Raw genomic sequence first — 20,820 nt, 5'->3', positions numbered from 1 at the left:
GCTTGATTCCCGCAGAATGAAAAGCGAACAAAATTTAGGATAAAAGTCATTTGAATCACAGCGCAGAATGCAGTTAAATGTCTCAAAAAGTAGACAAAATAATTCACTAATCTTAGAGCAATCCTTTGAATAAAATACTTTCACTCGCTTTCCCACTGATCATCTCTCAACTGATTGCTATGGCATTAGTGCTTACTGATGTCTGGATGATGTCCCAACTGAGCATCGCGGCTCTCGCCGCAGGCGGTTTAGGGGCATCTATTTATACCTTTGTGTTTATTATTGCCGGAAGCACTATCGGCTGTGTCGCAAACCTCATTGCAATTGCCTATGGTCAGAGGGTCGCTCGCCCTGACTTTGGTAATCAACAAATCCGCCTCAACGTTAAAGGCGCAGTACTGCTATCCGTTATTCTTTCTTCACTGCTGACCATCAGCTTTATATGGGCTCCAGAATTACTGACGTTGGCCAAACAGCCAACCGAACTCATTGACCCTGCAATGCAATATATTGGCGCATTAAAATGGGCTATGCTTCCGTCCCTCCTAATGTTGGTATTGAGAGGTCTCACCAGCGCCTTTGGTAATGTTCGTTCCATTATGGTGGTCTCTGTCGCGACGGTGTTACTCAATGTACCCATCAGCTACGTGCTCGCATTTAACTTTGGTTTCGGGTTATCTGGTCTAGGGGCTGGCACTGCATTAGCTGCTGCCATCACAACTGTGCTTTACGCCTGCTGGGTATTTAGCCGCGACGAGTACAAAGAATTTGCACCTTGGCTCAACCTTCATGAATACTCTTTTTCTTCCATGCTGCCGCTACTGGGCATGGGGCTACCTATCGCACTTGCGGCGCTGTTAGAACACGGCCTAATTTACGGCGGAACATTAATGGCAGGTATGATTGGCGTTGCTTCATTAGCGCTACATCAAATACTGCTACAATGTTTAAGCTTTACGTGGAATGTCAATTTTGGTTTCTCGCAAGCGGCGGCGATTTTAGTCGGACAGCAATATGGCGCGGAAGATTACCCTGCAATTAAGCTGACGGTAAAACGCAGCTTCTTTTTAACCTCAGTCATCAGCATCATCATCGCCGCAGGTTTTATCATTTGGCCGCAATTTATTGCCAACCTATTTAGCCTTGATAATGCGCTCACCACACTGCTCGCCAGCGTTCTGTGGGTGGTTGCGCTATCATTTATTGTCGACGCATGGCAGTTACTCGCCATCAACCTACTTCGAGGTATGAAAATCGTCGTCGGTCCAACGATAATTACTGCTATCGGCTACTGGGTAATTGGCATACCTGCCGCTTGGTGGCTCGCAAGTCACTTCGATCTCATGGGCATCTGGGCAGGGATCGGTATTGGGCTAGGAGCAACAGGCATTATGCTACTGGCCTTGCTGTTAAAAGCACTGCATAAACATCAACCAATAAGCCATGTGCAGGCTAACTCATGACTGATTTGGATATCGAGTTTGAACACCTATGGCTAGAGCTTTCAGCCCAGCGTTGGGTAATGGTCGAGCGGTTTCTATTTAACTATTATTGCTTTCGCGAAGGCTACCTATCAAAGCAAGGTAAACCGGATTGGGAAACCGCACGTTTATCTGCAGCAAAAGCCGATGGCTGCACATCGATTAAACATGCGGAACTTGAGCCTATCGTGCCCTTAACCGTTATTATTGGCGAGCTAAAACGCTATGAGCGCGATGGTGAATTAAACCGACAGTCGACGCGTCGAGTCCTTGATAGCCTGCTTGATTTTGCTGTCATTACCAAACAACAAAAACAAACCTTACGCCAGCTTGGCCTTGCGGATTCAATGCCAAAGGAGTGGTATACCAGTACCACCCGCGATCCTTATGCCCGCTTTGCAATAGCCGGTATTCAGCTCCCTTAACGCCTCTGATTCCATTAAGATCAAGTTAAGATTTTTGACTCTGTCGCCCAGTTCCAAAAAGTCATTTCTAATTCAGAATAACATGCTGGGAGTTGCTACCCTTTTGGCAGTTTTCATTTACCTAAGCCATTAGCTATTTGGCTAATGAGCGTTATGGTGCATTAAGGATTCGTTATGACAAAAAGATATTTAGATTGTTCAGCTTCAGAAATCAAACAGCTTCAAGGCCAATCTCTCCTAGACTCTCTTCGCATGAGTGAAGGTCGCATCATCATGGCCGAAACTATTGGCGCGTTACAGCCAATGCTGCTCTCAGTCAGCAACGCAGAATTAGCCGCGAGCCAAGGTGCTGACTTACTTCTACTCAACCTGTTCGATGCGGACAAACCTGAAATCAAAGGTATGCCTGACAGCATCGAGCCTCAAAACTTACTCTCTGAATTGGCGCATTATACTGGCCGTGCAGTTGGCGTTAACCTTGAAGCGGTTGCCCCTGACTTTGAGCCAACCCACCAAGAGTTCTGGCAGGTATCCGCTGGTCGTTTAGCCACCGGGAAAAACGCCAAAAAACTGTATGACATGGGCGCGCGCTTTATTACCGTGACAGGTAACCCGGGCAATGGTGTGAGTAACGAAGCCATCTCACACAGTCTGAAATCTATCCGAGCGTCGGTTGGCAAAGACATGGTATTAATTGCGGGCAAAATGCATGCTGCTGGCATTCTTCGCTCTGGCAGCGAGAAAATCATCACCAAAGAGGATGTTAAAGAGTTTGCCGACAATGGCGTAGATATTGTGTTGATTCCTGCGCCGGGTACAGTCGCAGGCATCACGACGGAATATGCTGCCAGCCTGATCGATTACGCACATGATATTGGCATTATGGCGATGACGGCAATTGGCACATCGCAAGAAGGGGCTGGTATTGAAACCATCCGCCAAATCGCGTTAATGAGTAAGATGGCTGGCGCAGACCTACATCATATTGGCGACACTGGCTGCGCGATTGGTATTGCCGCACCAGAAAACATTCGCGAGTACAGCATTACCATTCGTGGTGTACGCCACACCTATACACGTATGGCTCGCTCAGTGTGTCGATAATAAAAAGCGCGTAACCCTTAAACGAAAAAAGCCAATCTCTCGATTGGCTTTTTTATCTAATGCGGCAAAGAATTACTCGCCTTTGTAAATACAACCTGCGGTGCAAGTTTCTTTAATTTCCACTTTGCTTAACAGTGGCAGTGATGGTTTTAGCTGCTGCCAAATCCACTTTGCTAGCACTTCGCTGGTCGGGTTTTCAAGACCTTCAATGTCATTCAAATAGTAGTGATCTAAGCGGTTGTATATAGGTTTAAACGCCGCTTTGATTTCAGCAAAGTCCACTACCCAGCCTGTATGGGGATCAACTTCGCCTTCTACATAAAGACGAACTAAAAAAGAGTGCCCGTGCAGACGACCACATTTGTGCCCTTCTGGAACGTGAGGCAAGTGGTGAGCGGCCTCAAACATAAACTCTTTGTACAATTCTGTTTTCATCTTAATTCTCAGGCTTTATAAAAGTGACGCAATACTAAGGATTTCAACCAGTGCTGACAAGTCAATCTCCCCACATCCCCTTATTTCATCGATTGCTCAAGCTCGATTTCGTCCAGTTTCTACTCATAAAACAAAGCCATCACTGAAAATAATGAAATTATCGCAAGCATTTTGACAATAAAGGTTGAAGCATTGGATTTGACAGGTAATATGGAGGTTCGATTAAAAAATATCGCCAACCCAATGTTTTGACGAATTTTTGGCCACATCCAACCATAAATCGTCGCCAAAGACATTGGGTTGAATTTTTACCTCAATGGAGATTATTTTAAACATGACTTACGCGCCTGTAACAGACGTTTTGAGCGGTAAGCTAGCAGTAGACAGTGAAGTCACTGTTCGCGGCTGGATTCGTTCACGTCGTGATTCCAAAGCTGGAATCTCTTTCCTTGCCATTTATGACGGCTCTTGTTTCGACCCGATTCAGGCCGTGGTCCCAAATAATCTAAATAATTACGAAGACGAAGTACTTAAGCTAACCACAGGCTGCTCTGTTGAAGTAACTGGTAAGATTGTAGAGTCTCCTGCTAAAGGTCAAGACTTCGAGCTAGCAGCCACTGACGTTAAAGTTGTGGGCTGGGTTGAAGACGCAGATACTTACCCAATGGCAAAAACTCGTCACTCTATTGAGTACCTACGTGAAGTGGCGCACTTACGTCCGCGCACTAACGTCATTGGTGCGGTAGCACGTGTACGTAACTGTCTATCTCAAGCAATCCACCGCTTCTACCACGAGCAGGGTTACTTTTGGGTTTCTGCGCCACTAATCACAGCTTCTGATGCAGAAGGTGCTGGTGAAATGTTCCGCGTATCTACGCTAGACATGGAAAACCTACCTCGCACAGAAGAAGGTAAAGTGGACTACAACGAAGACTTCTTCGGTAAAGAAACCTTCCTAACGGTATCTGGTCAGCTTAACGGCGAAGCGTATGCTTGTGCGCTAAGCAAAGTTTACACATTCGGCCCTACTTTCCGTGCTGAAAACTCAAACACTAGCCGCCACCTAGCGGAATTCTGGATGGTTGAGCCTGAAGTAGCGTTCGCAGATCTAGAAGACATCGCTAAGCTGTCTGAAGATATGCTGAAGTACGTATTCAAAGCTGCACTTGAAGAGTGTCGTGATGACCTTGAGTTCTTCGCTCAACGCATCGATAAAGAAGCAATCACTCGCCTAGAGCAATTTGTTTCTTCTGACTTCGCACAAGTTGACTACACAGATGCAATCCAAATTCTTCTAGATTCTGGTAAAGAGTTTGAGTTCCCTGTTGAATGGGGCATCGACATGTCTTCTGAGCATGAACGTTACCTAGCTGAAGAGCACTTCAAAGCACCAGTTATCGTTAAGAACTACCCGAAAGATATCAAAGCTTTCTACATGCGTCTAAACGACGACGGTAAGACAGTTGCAGCTATGGACGTTCTTGCACCGGGCATCGGTGAAATCATCGGTGGTTCACAGCGTGAAGAACGTCTAGACGTTCTAGATGATCGCATGCGTGAAATCGGCATCGACCCAGAGCACATGAACTGGTACCGCGACCTACGCCGCTACGGCACAGTGCCACACGCTGGTTTTGGTCTAGGTTTCGAGCGTCTAGTGTCTTACGTAACAGGTATGGGTAACGTTCGTGACGTGATTCCATTCCCACGTACTCCACGTTCAGCTAACTTCTAATCTGAACGAATAAGACTATTTAAAGCCCTCTTTTTAGAGGGCTTTTTTTGTTATGCTACGTTCGCCAATCCACAGCTTTAGTTACTATTCCCCTACTCTTAGTCAACAAACTTCAATAATGGCTATGAGATCACTTTCTTTCTCACAACGTATATTACATTTAGCTCAGGTTCTATAATTAACCTATCGTTTAATACGCTTGCGCTAACGAGACCAAGGTTGGTCAATAAAGTCAGCAAATAACTGGTGAGAATAACAATGAAAAAATACGACGAATCCAATATCGAATATAAAGGTGAAACCAACGGCGTGCACACATGGTCTACCCCTTCAGGCCAACCGTACTACTGGCACCCTGATTGGCTGCACATTGCTGAAGATGCAACCGGAACACACCCTAAAGAAGAAATTGCGGTGAAAACGGATGAAGCTCCAACTCAAAAGCACGCGGTAAAAGCGATTTTGAGTCATTTGAATAAATGGGCAAGTGATAAGATGTCATCAAACCCAGATTTCGAGACAAATGCTCACGAATCAGAAATTGACCTTAAAAAATAATCCGTGGTGAATTAAAAATCTAAAAAGCCTCAAGAATTACACAAACTCTTGAGGCTTTTCTCTATAGGGTCATTCCGCACAACTTAAAAGTTGAATTTATAAATAGAGCAAATGCTTAATCAGTACCAGCACCCATTAAGCATGGTTTTCTTCGTTGCACCATTGGCTACCATCGTACTTTAGTAGCGCTTTATGAACCAACACACCACCAAGCATCTCTGAAATCGCCATTTCAGCATCATGCTTACTCATGTGCTTCATCATATTTTTTCTAAGTTTGAGCAGCGGTTCTAATGCATCTTCACTGTCTTTACCACTCATGATCACACTAATATAAATTCGAACCAATTGCTCAAACATCTCATCTTTGTTAATGAGTGAGAACCAGGATTGACGAAATCCTTCGACACTTGTTTTATCGAACTTTTCTCCGCTAATTTTACGAAATTTCTTCGTAATCACTACGCCAAAATCTTCCTTGGTTGGATAGTAATTCTGCATGGTGGTCTTAGGCACACCACAAGCATCGGCAACACTGCGATGGGTGATATAATCCCAACCTTTAGTAATAAACAAATCAACGATCATTGCATCAAACTGTGCTTTATTACGATCCTTCTCTTTCTGTGAAATCCTCGGCATTACGACTCCTAACTCTATTTGGTATTTATACCCAATAAACTCTATTTTTAAATTAAATCTATTTCTTTTTAATCAGTAACTTATGAGCACTCCAAGGTATCGCGTTCAGTATAATACAGTTATAAATTAAGGTGAATGCCTAAAAAGTGTTAAAGCAACAAGTTGCACTTAATCATTTCGGCCTTGGGCGCGTAAGCCCGCTTCCTTTGCTCAAACTTCTTCATCCCTTTGCTATAAACTCTAGCTCAAAATGACTAACCGTCCCTCAATTTAGCTCCCAAAAGCAGTGAGCTATTTAGCTGTTGTACGTCAATCAAGTAAAACTGAGCTTTTCACCCCATAACCATTCCTTATAGATACACCAAAATCCCCGATGGGATATGGCCTTAACCCTGAGTTTTCTGCAAAAACTGCTTATAACTAAAACTTTAAAAGTGATGGAAAAGTTACGAGTAATTGGATAAATCACTGCTATGCAAATAGATAAATTCCCCCCTTAATCCGAAAACAAAGCAGACTAATGAATAAATTTGCATTTTATTTGTGCTAGCTGTTGTCAGTATGGCTTCATAAAGGTATAAATATTCGAAGTATTTTTCCCTTCGACTTTACATGGATGACGATTATGTTTGAAAAAGTAGTAGCTGCACCAGCAGACCCTATTCTCGGGCTTACTGAAGAGTTTAAAAAAGACGCGCGCGCTGAAAAGATCAACTTAGGTGTTGGCATTTACAAAAACGAGCAAGGTGAAACACCCGTCCTCGCTACAGTAAAAAAAGCAGAAGCAGCACTGGTTGAAACCGAAAAAACCAAGTCATACCTAACGATCGAAGGTACGGCGGAATACGGCCTAGCAGTACAAAAACTACTATTCGGTGAACAAGCAGAAATCGTCACCTCTAAACGTGCGAAAACCGCACAAGCTCCCGGTGGTACTGGCGCTCTTCGCGTTGCTGGCGAGTTCATTAAACGCCAACTAGGCGATGTGAAGATTTGGATCAGTAACCCAACTTGGGCGAACCATAATGGCGTATTTACCGCTGCTGGTATTGAAACCGCGCAATACAGCTACTACAACGCTGAAACGAAAGACAAAGACTTTTCAGCGATGCTGGCTGATTTAGAGAAAGCAAACGCAGGTGATATCGTTCTTCTTCACGGCTGCTGCCATAACCCAACAGGTATCGATCCAACAGCTGACGAATGGGAAACATTGGCAAAACTGATTGCTGAAAAACAACTTCTACCTCTGTTTGACTTCGCATACCAAGGTTTTGCAACGGGTGTTGAAGAAGATGCCGCTGGTCTTCGTACTTTTGCTAAGTACAACAAAGAGATCCTAGTTGCTAGCTCATTCTCTAAAAACTTCGGCCTTTACAACGAGCGTGTCGGCGCGTTCACGCTAGTGGCAGAAAGTGAAGAAACAGCAACCACTGCGTTCTCTCAAGTTAAAGCCATCATTCGCTCTATCTACTCAAACCCACCAGCGCACGGCAGTGCAGTTGTGACATATATTTTGAACGATGCCGATCTTCGTGCAGAATGGGAAGCAGAAGTAAAAGAAATGCGTGACCGCATTCAAGAGATGCGTGAACTGTTTGTCGCTACATTAAAAGAGCAAGGTGTCGATGCAGACTTTAGCTTCATTGAACGTCAAAACGGTATGTTCTCGTTCTCTGGTCTAACAAAAGATCAAGTAAACCGTCTAAAAGAAGAGTTCGGTATTTACATTGTTGGCTCTGGCCGTATCAGCGTAGCGGGCATGACCAAAAACAACATGCTACCACTATGTAAAGGTATCGCTGCGGTTCTATAACACTAAGCGACCACCTAATAGATATTGAGCCAGCACTTTGCTGGCTCTTTTTATTTAGAAATGGACTCTTAACGACACACCACCCTCATTGGTGGTACTGTCACCAGAATTTCGATGCGTATAAAATCCGCCAAAGCTAATTCGCGGAGAAACCCGATAATTAGCGCGTAATGAGTAGGCATCGACGTCAATAATATCACTGCGATTCCATTCAACATCAGCGATGGCACTCCACCTCTCATTAAGCTGGTAGATTAAACCTAGCTCACCGCCCCACGTAAATTCGTCACTGCTAGACAAGGTGGTATTGGTTAGATCATTGGTCTGCTCAGCCCACTGCATACCAGCCTTAACTAACGCCTGCATCGCGAGATTTTGAGCGAGATTAAACTGCAAACCAGCGCCGGGTAATAAGGTGTAAATTTCCGTCGTGGTTTCGTCAGGATGAATAAACCGCGCCGAATAATCGAGACTAGCAAGCAAGCCAAAGCTAATTGGCATAACGCCTCCGACGCTCAATGCGGTCACATTGCTGTTTGTCCCAATATCATCGTCCAATGCCCCTGCCGCTAAATCCGCGTAGAAATACTTAGGTGGATCAACCATCGCCACCGCAGGCAGCGAGGCGAGACCGAACATACAACAACCGAAAACGGGCAATGCTTTGAGTGGATTTATGCGCATAACTGACCTCACACTGTTTTTGATCAGCGTAGTGCACAGTTAAGAAATTCGCCTATAAGCGGTTATATTTATGTGGGTTTTGTGGCAAAAACGCAGTAGTAAAAATAAAAAAGGCCCAAATAGGGCCTCTTAAAAAGTAATCATTAATTCATCTTGTTGAAGATTTTGAATATCCACTTTTGAACGTTTTTTTAATCGCTCTATTTGTTCTTGTTCTAGCTCGTATGGCATGACAAGTTTTATTTCGTGAATACCCTCCGTTTTTGCAAGCTTTAACAGCGTATGAATATTCGATTCATCACTTCGACTCGCAGAGAGCGACTTCATGGCTTGATTCCATAAACGCTCTTCGGCCGTCTCTTGTGATTTGATACCGTCTTTCCATGCTAGCCCAAAGATAGGTGCAATAGAGCTAATTGCTTCGAGAAATGTCCATTTCTTACTACAAGAAGCGCCTAGAAAAGAGGTGTAATCAAATACCACACATGCCTTGCCTTGATGTTCCATATCATCCCCCGTGATCGCGGCAACACAGTGAATTTAATATCGGACATCATTCTTCATATAGCAATAGGATATAAAACAATAGTCTTTTATACCCCTAATTTCAGCAGAAAAGCTATATAAAAACCAAAGCGGTAACAAACCGTGAACAAGACAATTATATAAGGAATCAGTTGCTTAATATTTACGCTACCAAAATAATCCATTCCAAAAAACAAGAAAGGATCCCATCCCGTTAAACGACATTGATGATGCGACTCGCTTTTTTGTACTGAACTCGCCAGCCCTTCCAGCGTGGGAGCTCCCACCTCTTAGGGTCGCCTTTTCTTAGACCGTCTCGGTATATTACGTAAACTAATTTTTTATCCGCATGATATTCAACATCTAAATTTAAATCCCCGAGCAAAAGTGTAAACGGATAGGTTTGAGCAAACTCTTCATACTCCCAATATGGGATTCCCTCGAACTGAAAATCGTCATCACTGAATAACTCAAGATCTTCCATGGAGTCCAGTTCTAGCATGATTAACTGCTCGGTAAACCAGCTTTCAAAAGTTACTTGTTGGTGATCTTTTACCTCGTCGCTCAAGCCGAGTTCAACGTATAAACGCCAATGTTCGATTTGCTGTTTACGCTGCGAATAAAACCCTTGCAGTGCATCACCACTTTTTACAGCCTCTAGCATTGGCTTAATCGCCAACGCACCCTCGGCTTGTTGCAGCTCCCGAGCAATAACCCGACCAGCGTACACCAAGTGCATCTCTACTTGAGTAGAACCATCTTCACAAACCGTTTCACCTTGCTGCCATTCGCCAATATCTAACGCCTTCATCTGCTCGAATGAAAATGGCATCATCTGCGTCGCTAAGGTGAGTGTTTGTTTTACTCCTCGCCCCGGTAAACTGTGAGTATCTAATACAATTGCGCCTTCAGAGCGCGCTGAAAAGCGACTTTCTCTGCCTAGCACAACTTCTAACCCGCCATTACTGAACGCTTCTTGCCTGCGCTCACGTCGCACAAACACCAACTCTGGATGCAAAGTAGCAATGGCGTTTACCCATTGGCGATGCTCATAACGAGATGCTACGTCTAGTTGTGGTAACTCAAACACCTCACGCATCTGAGATGATAACGCTCTCGCTTCATTCAGCGCCTCGTTATCCACATCGACTCCCGGTAAGGTTTCACCACGAATGATTTTTATCGCGAGTTGGCCGTCACAACCCAGCGGCTCTTGCAACGCTAGTTGCTCACGAAGTTCTTCTCCGGTTTTTAACCGATACAATTTGCCGGGCGTTGCTAATATTGCCGTATAGTCAATCATCACTTCTTGCAACGCTTTGGTTGGCATGCGTGTTACAAGGTCAGCCAACAGTGCATCAATAGGCAGCGGATAAATCTTTTTACCATGCTCAGTTGCGAACCCTTGAGGCGTAATGGCGTTCATTGCCAGCAATAACGTTTTCGCTTGTTCCATTGATCGCACTGGTAAAGGTTGTAAAAATTCCAATTGATCTAGAGCTATACCGCAACTCGCTGAGGCCAGCATCGCCTCCGTTAGTGACTCTCTAAACATTTCAGGTGGTGTCACTTCGCTTAGTGCAGCGTGTTCACCATACAGGCGAATGCAGAGACCATCCATGACACGGCCTGCTCGGCCTGCGCGCTGCTTAGCACTAGATTTTGAAATATGTTTCAAGCTGAGGGTTGTGCGCCCGTTGCGCTGCTCGGTTCTGCGCTCTAAACCTGAATCAATCACCGCGACAATGTTGGCGATGGTCAATGAGGTTTCGGCAACGTTTGTGGCCAGTACCACCTTGGTTTTACCTTGCGGATTTAACGCAATATCACGCTGTTGGTTAGTGACCGACGCATGAAGCGGCGCCACGATAATCTCTTCAATATGACTCAGTGCCGATTGGCATTGTGCTATCTCCTTTCTTCCCGGTAGAAAGACCAGAATATCCCCCTGACAATCAGGTAATAGTGCTTCCACTTCTTGGCGTATTCTTTGCTCTAAATGACGCGCATCTGGCAGTTGGCGAGACTCCTTCGCTCGATGGCCAATCGCGACATCATAAACACGCCCTTCGGCATGCAGCCTTTTCGCGCCCAGATACGCGGCAAGTTTTTCACCCTCTATGGTTGCCGAGGTCAACACTACTCGATGCTGTTTGTTCTGTTTCAACAACGCTACTAATAGGTCGGTATCCCAGCGACGTTCATGAAACTCATCCACAATGATGGTAGAAAAGTCACTCAACTGGTTTTCACTCATCCACCGTAGCGCAACCCCTGGAGTAACAAACATCACTTGTGTTTGCTCGTTAGCACAATGATGAAGCTTTATTGAATAGCCAATGCTCTCTCCTATCGCCTGCCCCGCTTGTTTAGAAAGAAACTCCGCCAAAGAGGTACAAGCCAAACGCCTTGGTTCAACGACCAACACTCGACCATACTCTGCAGCCCATAGCGGTAAGCGTGTGGATTTGCCAGACCCGGTTTCGGCTTCTACGATAAGGTCGCTCTGTTTAAGCAAGTTTAAAAAATCAGATTTTAAGGAATCGATAGGAAGTTGGAGCATAGTTAATAGAAAGGAAGCAATAATTGGCGTCAGTATAACACGCTGAAAAGTGAGTTTTTTAACTCACCCCATTCTCATAGGTAAATGATCGCACTATTCCTCTAATCAATCTCTCACTCTGCGCTGTGATTGTTGTCGAGATTACCCATAGCAGTTTACAATAGTAACAATTTCCCTGTTCCCCCTGCCCAACTATGGGTCGAAATTAATAGGTTCGTAATGAATAACGACAAACGCCCTTTGTATATCCCTTTTGCTGGTCCTGCGCTTCTTAGTACCCCCCTTCTTAATAAAGGCAGTGCTTTTACTGCTTCAGAACGTATTTCTTTTAACTTAGAAGGTTTGCTGCCAGAAACCACTGAAACCATCCAAGAACAGGTTGAACGCGCGTATCAACAATACCGTAGCTTTGAAAGTGATATGGATAAACATATCTACCTACGTAACATCCAAGATACTAACGAAACGCTTTTCTACCGTTTGGTACAAAACCACATCACCGAAATGATGCCTATCATCTACACGCCAACGGTTGGTGCGGCATGTGAAAACTTCTCTAACATCTACCGTCGTGGTCGTGGTTTGTTTGTCTCTTACGCTAACCGTGAGCGTATGGATGACATTCTAAACAACGCGTCAAATCACAACGTAAAAGTGATCGTTGTAACGGATGGTGAACGTATCCTTGGCCTTGGTGACCAAGGCATCGGTGGTATGGGTATTCCAATTGGTAAGCTATCTCTGTATACCGCTTGTGGTGGTATTAGCCCTGCTTACACTTTGCCGATCGTACTTGATGTGGGTACGAATAACCCGCAACGTCTTGCTGACCCAATGTACATGGGCTGGCGTCATCCTCGTATCACAGGTGCGGATTACGACGCGTTTGTTGAAGAGTTTATTCAAGCGGTTCAACGTCGTTGGCCGGATGCTCTTATTCAGTTTGAAGACTTTGCTCAGAAAAACGCAATGCCGTTACTTGAGCGCTACAAAGATCGTATTTGTTGCTTCAATGATGATATTCAAGGTACAGCTGCGGTTACGGTAGGTTCGCTATTGGCAGCATGTCAGGCAGCAGGCAGCAAGTTATCCGATCAACGTATCACGTTCTTGGGTGCAGGCTCCGCTGGTTGTGGCATTGCAGAAGCAATCATTGCTCAGATGGTTTCTGAAGGCATTTCTGATCAGCAAGCTCGTTCTCAAGTTTACATGGTTGACCGCTGGGGTCTGCTACAAGAAGGTATGCCAAACCTTCTCGACTTCCAACAGAAGCTAGTTCAAAAATCTGACAACACTCAAGGTTGGGAAACTGACAACAACGCTTATTCGCTACTTGATGTCATGCGTAATGCTAAGCCGACAGTACTTATCGGCGTATCTGGTGCACCGGGTCTATTTAGTAAAGACGTGATACAAGAAATGCACAAGCATTGCGAACGTCCAATTATTTTCCCACTGTCAAACCCAACAAGCCGTGTGGAAGCAACACCGAATGACATCATTCGTTGGACAAACGGTGAAGCGTTAGTCGCAACTGGTAGCCCATTTGATCCTGTGGTTCATGATGGTAAAACGTACCCAATCGCACAATGTAACAACAGCTACATCTTCCCAGGCATTGGCTTAGGTGTGTTGGCGGTTTCAGCGCGTCGTGTAACCGACGAAATGCTTATGGAATCAAGCCGCGCGCTGGCTACGTGTTCACCACTAGCCATTAATGGTCAAGGCGCACTACTGCCGCCACTGGAAGCGATTCATTCTGTGTCGAAGAAAATTGCCTTCGCAGTCGCGAAGAAAGCCATTGAACAAGGCGTCGCATTAGAAATTACCGACGAAGCACTGGAAGAAGCGATCGATGCTCACTTCTGGCAACCTGTGTACCGTCGTTACAAACGCACAGCTTTCTAATCTCCCTACTCAAAGCCCCTTATCTAGGGGCTTTTTGCTTTGGTCATAAACATGTTGGAATTTTTAGCCCCTGCGGGGCGTTACATCGCCCCATACTTAAGTGAAATATCTACCGCTCTTATTGCTTGTGCATTAGTAATGTTTGGCGGTGAGATCAACGCCAATCTGCGTCGATTGCTACGAACTCAGAACTTTGTCGTAAGAACGGTAGTCTTTGTATTGATTAATGCATTTGGTTACGGCTTAATCATAGTAAAAGCATCCCCTTACCTAGCGCGGACATTACGCGACTTACCTTATGGCATGATGTTTTGCATAGTATTGACGAGCTTTATTTTGATAGGGCTTTGGGCACAAAGGAATCGACAAATCTAGTGAGAAAGATTTTTTACCACCGCTCTCCTAAATCCCGCTTTCTTGTTCGATGCAAGAAAGTACTTTGGACAATATTAGTATTGGCCATATTAGGCGTTGCCGCTGTTATCTCAATTGATCGATGGGTGAGTAATCAAACTCAGGGTCAACTCTATTTCGACGCGAGCGAAGTGAAGCCTCACGAAGTCGCTGTCGTACTAGGTACGAGTAAATACTTAGGCCGTACCCTAAACGAGTATTACACCAACCGAATCGATGCCGCTATTGCACTTTACCAAGACAAAAAAGTCAGTAACTTCATTCTTAGTGGTGATAATGCCCATCGCTCTTACAACGAGCCATGGACGATGAAGCGTGATTTACTCAAAGCTGAGATCCCAGAAGAACGTATCTATCTTGATTATGCTGGCTTTCGTACTCTCGATTCCATCATTCGCGCAAAAGAGATTTTCGATACCGATAACTTTTTGATCATCTCGCAAAAGTTTCATTGTGAGCGCGCGCTGTATATCGCGAATTATCATCAAATCAACGCCCGCTGTTTTGCTGTCCCGGGGCCAAGCTCTCACTCAGGATTCAAAGTCCGCTTTCGTGAGGTGTTCGCCCGTACCAAAGCGTTCATCGATCTTTATTTAATTGGTACACAGCCTAAATTTCTTGGCCCTAAAGAGCCCATCTCTAAAGCTGAGCCAGTTTCAGACACAAGCCAAAGTGCCGCTCAGCCGACAATCGCTGAATGAAACCCATTAAAAAGGTGACTCATGGTCACCTTTTTAATGTTCTAATCTCTTAGCTTTCGAATCCTTTTACTTTCTAACCAATCTGCTGCTAAACCATTGCTTCGGATGCGCGGTCTGCGACTTCCACTCGGTTACGTCCATTACGCTTCGCAAGGTAAAGAACTTCGTCAGCTCTTGCCAACATATCTGTTGGGCTCTCGTCACCTAAATCAGCAACACCTAAACTCGCGGTCAACACTTCACCATGTACCCAAATGTGCTGCGCAATTTTACGGCGTAAGCGTTCCGCGACAATCACTGCTTGGTCAAGGGACGTGAATGGGCTGAAAATGACAAACTCTTCACCACCCCAACGCACTAGGCGATCGGTCACTCGCAGCTGACCTAGAATCACCATAGTGAACTCACGTAAAATGTCATCACCCATTTTATGACCAAACTGATCGTTAACCTGTTTAAAGTGGTCAATATCGACGTAGATAACCGACAGTTCTAAGTTACTGCCATCGGTTGCGACGAATTCTTTGTCTAACCATTCGCGAATCGAATGGCGGTTCATCGCCCCCGTCAGTGGATCATGATGAGCCATCTCTGCAAACTGAACGTTCTGTTCACGCAGATTACGGTTTAATGTTTTCAGTTTTTGACGGCGATGCTCTGTGTCTGCAATCAGTTTACGGCTGTGACGAATCTCATGGACGCTGTAGGTTATACCAGTGAGTATCCACATGATAAGTAGCCCCATCATTAGGTCTTCGCCAGCAATATATTCACCAATAAACTCTATGCTATTGACGGTTAATTGATATTTCCCTTCAGGGCTGCCAGAACCGGTAGCAAATTCAATACGATTGATGTTATTGAATTCTGGCGAGGAATGCTTAATCGGAATTTGATTATCCACCAGCCACCACGTAAGCACTTGAAGACTTTTTAAAGGAATCTCAAGTGGCTCACTATAATCACCAAGGCGATAGTCTAAACCATTGTATTTGTGCGTATACTCGTTATCGATCTTTGAATAAGCGGGATTAAAGTTGCGTAAATAAAAGCGCATTGTTGGCTTTTCATCGCTATCCACACGCTCAAAATCTATATCTAGACGCACAGTGTGGTAATCGGACAAGTCGATGCCTTTTGCCGCGTTTTCAGGTTGGATATGAATAGAAAGACCGCAATACGGCCATGCATAGTCAGGGCTATTTTGTAATCGGCACTCTAAAACGGTTTTATGTGGTGTTTGGGTCAGTGAGCTTGTCGAGGCGCCTTTTTGAACTTGGTCGTTAGTTGCGACATATTCAAATTGATGGGGACTAATCTTAAAGACTTTGGTATCGCCATAAAGCCAGTGTAACCATACGGCCGTCACTGAAAATATCGTCATGACGAAAACGAGCTTGTGAAAACTTTTCAAGGTTACTCACCTTCCTAACCAGCGAAATATGAGTCGAAAGACCCTAGTCATTGTTGTCCTATTTTTGATACAAAATGTACGATAAAAATAGTCTGTTGCACAGAAAAATTGCCGTTCCTAAATCAATAATTTTAACCCCATCGAATAGCGCTCAATTATGCATCAGTGCCACTTCACACATAACGGTTGTAGTCCACACGTGCGGTACTTTCTGATAAAATAACAGAATAATCATTAGGGTTTATTGACCCAGCCACTCAAGTGGTCAAATAAAGCAATAAAGAGCAAAGTCATGTCATCTATCGCCACCGGAACACTGCGTAAAATGCGCGGTGTGCTTGAAGACGCGGTTCACTACCATTTACCTGTCGGTGAACACGCTATTGATCTAAAACCCTTCCTTGGACAATCCATTACGCTTACCCACACCGGCAATATTTTTTGCCAGTCATGCGGTAAAAAAACCAAGAAGAGCTACTCTCAAGGCCATTGCTTTGTGTGCATGAAAAAACTCGCAAGTTGCGATATGTGCATTATGAAGCCAGAAACTTGCCACTACGATCAAGGCACGTGCCGCGAGCCTGAATGGGGCGAAGCGAACTGCATGGTTGACCATTTCGTCTACCTATCGAATACCTCCAGCTTGAAAGTCGGCATTACGCGTCATACGCAAATTCCAACGCGCTGGATTGACCAAGGGGCAACTCAGGGCTTACCTATTTTTAAGGTGAAAAGCCGTTATATCTCTGGTCTGATTGAAGTAGAGCTCGCTAAACATATCGCAGATAAAACCAACTGGCGAACGCTGCTTAAGCAAGACGGAGAGCCAATGGCGCTTGAAGCGAAATTTGCCGAATTACTGCCATTAGTCGAAGAGAAGATCGCGCTAATCAAACAACAATTTGGTGAAGATGCGATAGAAATATTGCAAGACTCCATCACCGACATTCACTATCCGGTGACGAATCATCCAACCAAAATCATCTCTCATAACTTCGATAAGAATCCGGTTGTATCGGGCAAAGTTGAAGGTATAAAGGGTCAGTATTTGATTTTAGATACTGGTGTTATCAATATTCGTAAATTCACTTCTTACGAAGTTGAAGTGTCCGCTGATAGTTGATTCATCGCTAAGCCGCTCTTTAAGAGCGGCTTTTTTAATACAGCGCATCGAGCGCAGCGAAGAGTCCATCAATTTCTTCGATGGTGTTGTAGTGCATCATACCTATACGCACTACCCCGCTACTCTCTTCTAGCCCTAATTGACGAATCACACCTAAGGCATAAAAATGGCCACTCCAAACACAAATATTAAATTCCGCTAGATAACGAGCAATTTCCATTGGGCTATGACGTTCAAAAGTCAGTGCAAATGTCGGGGTTCTTAAGCTGCTTTCGCTATCATTAATACCCCAAAGCCGCAGATAAGCTCGCTCATTGACTCGTTGTAGAAAGTGATCGCTCAACGCTTGTTCATGCTGATTATAAACCGCATAAGATTGAGCCAACTTATCGCGCAACGCAGACTCAGGATTTCCCCATTGAGCAAGGTAATCGACGGCCGCCACCAAACCTGCCAACGCTTCAAAACTCTGCGTGCCCGTTTCAAATCGTCCCGGACCAATATTAGTGGCAGGCTCGACTTTATAGGGCAATAAAGTGTGTAGCCATTTAGGTGCTACATAGGCTATCCCAACGTGTGGCCCGAAGAATTTATACGCTGAACACACCAAAAAATCACACTCTAACTGCTGTACATCCACTAGATGGTGTGGTGCATAATGAACCGCATCAATGAAGACTTGCGCACCGTACTCTTGTGCTTTTCGAATGATTGGCTCAACATCGACAATACTGCCCGTCGCATTTGATGCTAACGTCACTGCAACTAAGCGCGTCTTCTCATTCATCAGTGACAGTAAGTGAGTCACATCTAACGTGCTCTCGTCACTATTGATGTTGGCATTGAGCACCTTAACATCCTTGTCTTCTGCTGCTTGCTGCCAACTGCTCACGTTTGAATAGTGATCGAGAGCAGTAACAATCACCTCATCTCCTTGTTGCCAGTTGCGGCTAATTGCGCGGCTAAGAGAGAATGTCAGTGAAGTCATATTGGCACCGAACACCACATTATCGGCGCTTTCGGCATTAAGCAGTGCTTTCGCGCTCGATCTTGCGCTTGCCATCAGCTCATCCGTTTTGCGACTGGAGAAGTAATGACCACCTAAATTAGCGTTGTAATGTCCAAGGTAGTTTTGCATGGCTTCTAATACCGAGAGCGGCACTTGAGAGCCTCCTGGGCCATCAAAGAAACAGACGTCACGCCCATTGTGTTGCTGATTTAACGCTCCGAACTGAGCGCGAACTGCGTTAAGATTGAAGCGCATTCACACCATCCTTAGCAGTTAACACGAACACATCCATATGACCTTCTTTGCCATGCTCTATAGCGCGAATTGGGCAGGCGTTATGCCAAAGTTTACCGTCAGCTAATAAAGCGACTTCACCATTTTCCAACACTTTGCGGAAAAACGGCGCTTCATGATTATCGTTATACAACATGATTTCACCGCCGACGATATTGTGTCGGTCAATACCAATGAGCGCGATGTGATCGAAGCCATCTTGGTGAACGCCCTCAGGGGCAACTTGGGTTTCATCAAACACCGCAGTGATACGAATCTGATGGATCTCAATTTCTTGACCATTCGGCAGTTCATTGCTTTCAACAAACAATTCACACATCTCACGCATCCCTTCACTGTTAATCGTTTTACTCAGTAAGGGCTCAAACTGACGAACGATGTCGCCTTGGAAATGGTTGATTTGCTCAGATTGGACGAAATCATGTTTATCCGTCGCTACAACGTTACCGTCAATAAACTGCACCACTGAATAGCGACGTAAACGATACTGACCATCTGCATGCTGAGTATGAGGTAAAGAGGTAAAGGTGGGAGAAAGTTGATGGATCGCTTCGCGACTTAATTGTGTCAACTGCAATGTGTTTTCATGACCGTGTAGCATCATCGACTCCTTAATGAATACGCTCAATTTAACAATGTATTTACATTTTACTATCACGCATAAATTCTAGTCAGTCAACTTTTTGCGATATATAACTCCATCAAAAAAGTTAATTCAGAAAATAACACCACCAAAGCTATGCTAGTCAGATTTTATGACTAAGTTATTCAACTGCATAGGCGGATTTTTGGAGTTCTTAACTAGGAAATACCTCGATTGTCTATTGTTTCAGGGTGTTACATCGTGTTCGTCAGTTTCAACCACTAATGCAACTGGTTCTAAGCTATAGCGATTTATTTATCCATTCAGGCTTGAATGCGCGTTTCCTATCCCCATTATTTTTATTACAATCGATTCTAATTCCCAAACAGTGATCAATAGCGATAACGCTATATGTAAAAATGGAGCGCCAATGAGCAACGTAAAACACTGTAACCTACTTATTCTTGGTTCTGGCCCAGCGGGTTACACAGCAGCGGTCTACGCCGCACGTGCAAACCTTAAGCCTGTTTTGGTTACAGGTATGCAGCAAGGTGGTCAGCTAACGACAACTACAGAAGTTGAAAACTGGCCCGGCGACCCTACTGGCTTAACCGGCCCTGATTTAATGGAGCGCATGAAAGAGCATGCTGAGCGCTTCGAAACGGAAATTTTGTTTGATCATATCAACGAAGTTGATTTCAGCCAGCGCCCTTTCAAGCTAAAAGGTGACAGTGCCGAGTACACTTGTGATGCATTGATTATCTCAACGGGTGCTTCGGCGAAATATCTTGGCTTAGAGTCAGAAGAAGCGTTCAAAGGTCGCGGCGTGTCTGCGTGCGCAACTTGTGACGGTTTCTTCTACCGTAACCAAAAAGTCGCGGTTGTTGGCGGCGGTAATACCGCGGTTGAAGAGGCACTTTACCTATCTAACATCGCATCAGAAGTTCACCTTATTCACCGCCGTGATACATTCCGCGCAGAAAAGATCCTCGTTAAGCGTCTGATGGATAAGGTAGAAAATGGCAACATTATTCTACATACCGATCGTACTCTTGATGAAGTGGTTGGTGATGACATGGGTGTGACTGGCGTTCGCGTTAAAGACACCAAATCTGATGCTATCGAGCAAATTGATGTCATGGGCGCGTTCATTGCGATCGGCCACCAGCCAAACACAGGCATTTTTGAAGGCCAATTAGCAATGAAAGATGGCTACATCATTGTTAACTCAGGCCTAGAAGGCAACGCAACACAAACCAGTGTTGAAGGCGTATTTGCCGCCGGTGATGTAATGGACCATAACTACCGCCAAGCAATTACCTCAGCGGGTACAGGTTGTATGGCCGCCTTAGATGCAGAACGTTTTCTTGATGGCTTAGCTGATCAAAAGTAACTGCCTGACATAA

The 20,820-nt window shown here is 44.8% G+C and carries 19 protein-coding genes; 11 read left to right on the top strand and 8 right to left on the bottom strand.

Annotated elements, in window-relative coordinates; genetic code table 11:
* Positions 1-125: 125 nt before the first annotated feature.
* From OH461_RS03230 to OH461_RS03220, 3 genes are all read left to right on the top strand, one after another.
* Positions 126-1,463 (top strand): MATE family efflux transporter, encoded by a 1,338-nt coding sequence (locus tag OH461_RS03230; RefSeq protein WP_270019188.1) that lies wholly within the window; start codon positions 126-128, stop codon positions 1,461-1,463.
* Positions 1,460-1,906 carry a hypothetical protein gene (locus tag OH461_RS03225; RefSeq protein WP_270019187.1) on the top strand — a complete coding sequence of 149 codons (447 nt, stop codon included), beginning with the start codon at positions 1,460-1,462 and terminating at the stop codon, positions 1,904-1,906. The genes OH461_RS03230 and OH461_RS03225 overlap by 4 nt, the downstream gene beginning before the upstream one ends.
* Before the next feature lie 174 nt (positions 1,907-2,080).
* Positions 2,081-3,010, top strand: coding sequence for a DUF7916 family protein (locus OH461_RS03220; protein ID WP_270019186.1), 930 nt, complete (start codon positions 2,081-2,083; stop codon positions 3,008-3,010).
* 72 nt (positions 3,011-3,082) lie between these two features.
* On the opposite strand, the gene queD is transcribed toward OH461_RS03220, so the two are convergent.
* Positions 3,083-3,445: a 6-carboxytetrahydropterin synthase QueD gene (gene queD, locus OH461_RS03215; RefSeq protein WP_005376896.1), complete on the bottom strand. Its 363-nt coding sequence runs from the start codon at positions 3,443-3,445 to the stop codon at positions 3,083-3,085.
* Between the two features lie 334 nt (positions 3,446-3,779).
* On the opposite strand from queD, the gene asnS reads away from it, so the two are divergent.
* Both asnS and OH461_RS03205 read left to right on the top strand, forming a co-directional pair.
* The gene (gene asnS / locus OH461_RS03210) at positions 3,780-5,180 is read left to right on the top strand and encodes an asparagine--tRNA ligase (protein ID WP_270019185.1); all 1,401 of its coding nucleotides are present in this window, start codon (positions 3,780-3,782) and stop codon (positions 5,178-5,180) included.
* A gap of 258 nt (positions 5,181-5,438) precedes the next feature.
* On the top strand, positions 5,439-5,738 hold the full coding sequence (locus tag OH461_RS03205; protein ID WP_270019184.1) for a hypothetical protein: 300 nt from the start codon (positions 5,439-5,441) through the stop codon (positions 5,736-5,738).
* 135 nt (positions 5,739-5,873) lie between these two features.
* Here the strand turns inward: OH461_RS03205 and OH461_RS03200 are convergent, their stop codons facing one another.
* Positions 5,874-6,380, bottom strand: coding sequence for a TetR/AcrR family transcriptional regulator (locus OH461_RS03200; protein WP_270019183.1), 507 nt, complete (start codon positions 6,378-6,380; stop codon positions 5,874-5,876).
* 625 nt (positions 6,381-7,005) lie between these two features.
* Between OH461_RS03200 and OH461_RS03195 the strand changes: the two genes are divergently transcribed.
* Entirely contained in the window at positions 7,006-8,196 is a 1,191-nt protein-coding gene (locus tag OH461_RS03195; protein ID WP_270019182.1) for an amino acid aminotransferase, read from the top strand.
* A gap of 54 nt (positions 8,197-8,250) precedes the next feature.
* Here OH461_RS03195 and OH461_RS03190 read toward each other — a convergent pair whose 3' ends face one another.
* The 3 genes from OH461_RS03190 to OH461_RS03180 all read right to left on the bottom strand — a co-directional run bounded on the left by OH461_RS03190 (position 8,251) and on the right by OH461_RS03180 (position 11,968).
* On the bottom strand, positions 8,251-8,880 hold the full coding sequence (locus tag OH461_RS03190) for an outer membrane beta-barrel protein (RefSeq protein ID WP_270019181.1): 630 nt from the start codon (positions 8,878-8,880) through the stop codon (positions 8,251-8,253).
* 129 nt (positions 8,881-9,009) lie between these two features.
* On the bottom strand, positions 9,010-9,387 hold the full coding sequence (locus OH461_RS03185) for a transporter (protein WP_260258628.1): 378 nt from the start codon (positions 9,385-9,387) through the stop codon (positions 9,010-9,012).
* Positions 9,388-9,619: 232 nt separating this feature from the next.
* The gene (locus tag OH461_RS03180) at positions 9,620-11,968 is read right to left on the bottom strand and encodes a helicase-related protein (protein ID WP_270019180.1); all 2,349 of its coding nucleotides are present in this window, start codon (positions 11,966-11,968) and stop codon (positions 9,620-9,622) included.
* 219 nt (positions 11,969-12,187) lie between these two features.
* Between OH461_RS03180 and OH461_RS03175 the strand changes: the two genes are divergently transcribed.
* Genes OH461_RS03175 through OH461_RS03165 form a run of 3 tightly spaced genes read left to right on the top strand, consistent with a single transcriptional unit; the run spans position 12,188 to position 14,991 of the window.
* Entirely contained in the window at positions 12,188-13,876 is a 1,689-nt protein-coding gene (locus OH461_RS03175) for an NAD-dependent malic enzyme (RefSeq protein ID WP_270019179.1), read from the top strand.
* 51 nt (positions 13,877-13,927) lie between these two features.
* A complete protein-coding gene (locus OH461_RS03170; protein WP_270019178.1) occupies positions 13,928-14,251 on the top strand; it encodes a DUF3392 domain-containing protein in 324 nt (107 codons plus the stop codon).
* Positions 14,224-14,991, top strand: coding sequence for a SanA/YdcF family protein (locus tag OH461_RS03165; RefSeq protein WP_270019177.1), 768 nt, complete (start codon positions 14,224-14,226; stop codon positions 14,989-14,991). Before OH461_RS03170 ends, OH461_RS03165 begins: the two co-directional genes overlap by 28 nt.
* An 88-nt stretch (positions 14,992-15,079) precedes the next feature.
* On the opposite strand, the gene OH461_RS03160 is transcribed toward OH461_RS03165, so the two are convergent.
* Entirely contained in the window at positions 15,080-16,405 is a 1,326-nt protein-coding gene (locus OH461_RS03160) for a GGDEF domain-containing protein (RefSeq protein ID WP_270019176.1), read from the bottom strand.
* Between the two features lie 292 nt (positions 16,406-16,697).
* Between OH461_RS03160 and OH461_RS03155 the strand changes: the two genes are divergently transcribed.
* Positions 16,698-17,528: a DUF2797 domain-containing protein gene (locus tag OH461_RS03155; RefSeq protein ID WP_270019175.1), complete on the top strand. Its 831-nt coding sequence runs from the start codon at positions 16,698-16,700 to the stop codon at positions 17,526-17,528.
* Between the two features lie 34 nt (positions 17,529-17,562).
* Here the strand turns inward: OH461_RS03155 and OH461_RS03150 are convergent, their stop codons facing one another.
* Positions 17,563-18,792 carry a cysteine desulfurase-like protein gene (locus OH461_RS03150; RefSeq protein ID WP_270019174.1) on the bottom strand — a complete coding sequence of 410 codons (1,230 nt, stop codon included), beginning with the start codon at positions 18,790-18,792 and terminating at the stop codon, positions 17,563-17,565.
* Positions 18,776-19,432 (bottom strand): 2OG-Fe dioxygenase family protein, encoded by a 657-nt coding sequence (locus tag OH461_RS03145; protein ID WP_270019852.1) that lies wholly within the window; start codon positions 19,430-19,432, stop codon positions 18,776-18,778. Before OH461_RS03145 ends, OH461_RS03150 begins: the two co-directional genes overlap by 17 nt.
* A 412-nt stretch (positions 19,433-19,844) precedes the next feature.
* Here OH461_RS03145 and trxB point away from each other — a divergent pair, with 412 nt between their 5' ends.
* Complete coding sequence (gene trxB / locus OH461_RS03140) at positions 19,845-20,807, top strand: thioredoxin-disulfide reductase (RefSeq protein ID WP_270019173.1); 963 nt, start codon at positions 19,845-19,847, stop codon at positions 20,805-20,807.
* Positions 20,808-20,820 lie beyond the last annotated feature (13 nt).

Source organism: Vibrio sp. LaRot3 (genome assembly GCF_027587025.1).
GTDB lineage: Bacteria > Pseudomonadota > Gammaproteobacteria > Enterobacterales > Vibrionaceae > Vibrio.
The sequence above is the reverse complement of the archived record's forward strand: the minus strand, read 5'-3'. Positions and strand labels throughout refer to the sequence as shown.

Coding starts and splice junctions, on each gene's coding strand:
- trxB (WP_270019173.1), top strand. CDS start 19,845: ATGAGCAACGTAAAACACTGTAACCTACTTATTCTTGGTTCTGGCCCA.
- queD (WP_005376896.1), bottom strand. CDS start 3,445: ATGAAAACAGAATTGTACAAAGAGTTTATGTTTGAGGCCGCTCACCAC.
- OH461_RS03150 (WP_270019174.1), bottom strand. CDS start 18,792: ATGCGCTTCAATCTTAACGCAGTTCGCGCTCAGTTCGGAGCGTTAAAT.
- OH461_RS03155 (WP_270019175.1), top strand. CDS start 16,698: ATGTCATCTATCGCCACCGGAACACTGCGTAAAATGCGCGGTGTGCTT.
- OH461_RS03175 (WP_270019179.1), top strand. CDS start 12,188: ATGAATAACGACAAACGCCCTTTGTATATCCCTTTTGCTGGTCCTGCG.
- OH461_RS03190 (WP_270019181.1), bottom strand. CDS start 8,880: ATGCGCATAAATCCACTCAAAGCATTGCCCGTTTTCGGTTGTTGTATG.
- asnS (WP_270019185.1), top strand. CDS start 3,780: ATGACTTACGCGCCTGTAACAGACGTTTTGAGCGGTAAGCTAGCAGTA.
- OH461_RS03220 (WP_270019186.1), top strand. CDS start 2,081: ATGACAAAAAGATATTTAGATTGTTCAGCTTCAGAAATCAAACAGCTT.
- OH461_RS03185 (WP_260258628.1), bottom strand. CDS start 9,387: ATGGAACATCAAGGCAAGGCATGTGTGGTATTTGATTACACCTCTTTT.
- OH461_RS03205 (WP_270019184.1), top strand. CDS start 5,439: ATGAAAAAATACGACGAATCCAATATCGAATATAAAGGTGAAACCAAC.
- OH461_RS03145 (WP_270019852.1), bottom strand. CDS start 19,432: ATGCTACACGGTCATGAAAACACATTGCAGTTGACACAATTAAGTCGC.
- OH461_RS03225 (WP_270019187.1), top strand. CDS start 1,460: ATGACTGATTTGGATATCGAGTTTGAACACCTATGGCTAGAGCTTTCA.
- OH461_RS03200 (WP_270019183.1), bottom strand. CDS start 6,380: ATGCCGAGGATTTCACAGAAAGAGAAGGATCGTAATAAAGCACAGTTT.
- OH461_RS03180 (WP_270019180.1), bottom strand. CDS start 11,968: ATGCTCCAACTTCCTATCGATTCCTTAAAATCTGATTTTTTAAACTTG.
- OH461_RS03195 (WP_270019182.1), top strand. CDS start 7,006: ATGTTTGAAAAAGTAGTAGCTGCACCAGCAGACCCTATTCTCGGGCTT.
- OH461_RS03170 (WP_270019178.1), top strand. CDS start 13,928: ATGTTGGAATTTTTAGCCCCTGCGGGGCGTTACATCGCCCCATACTTA.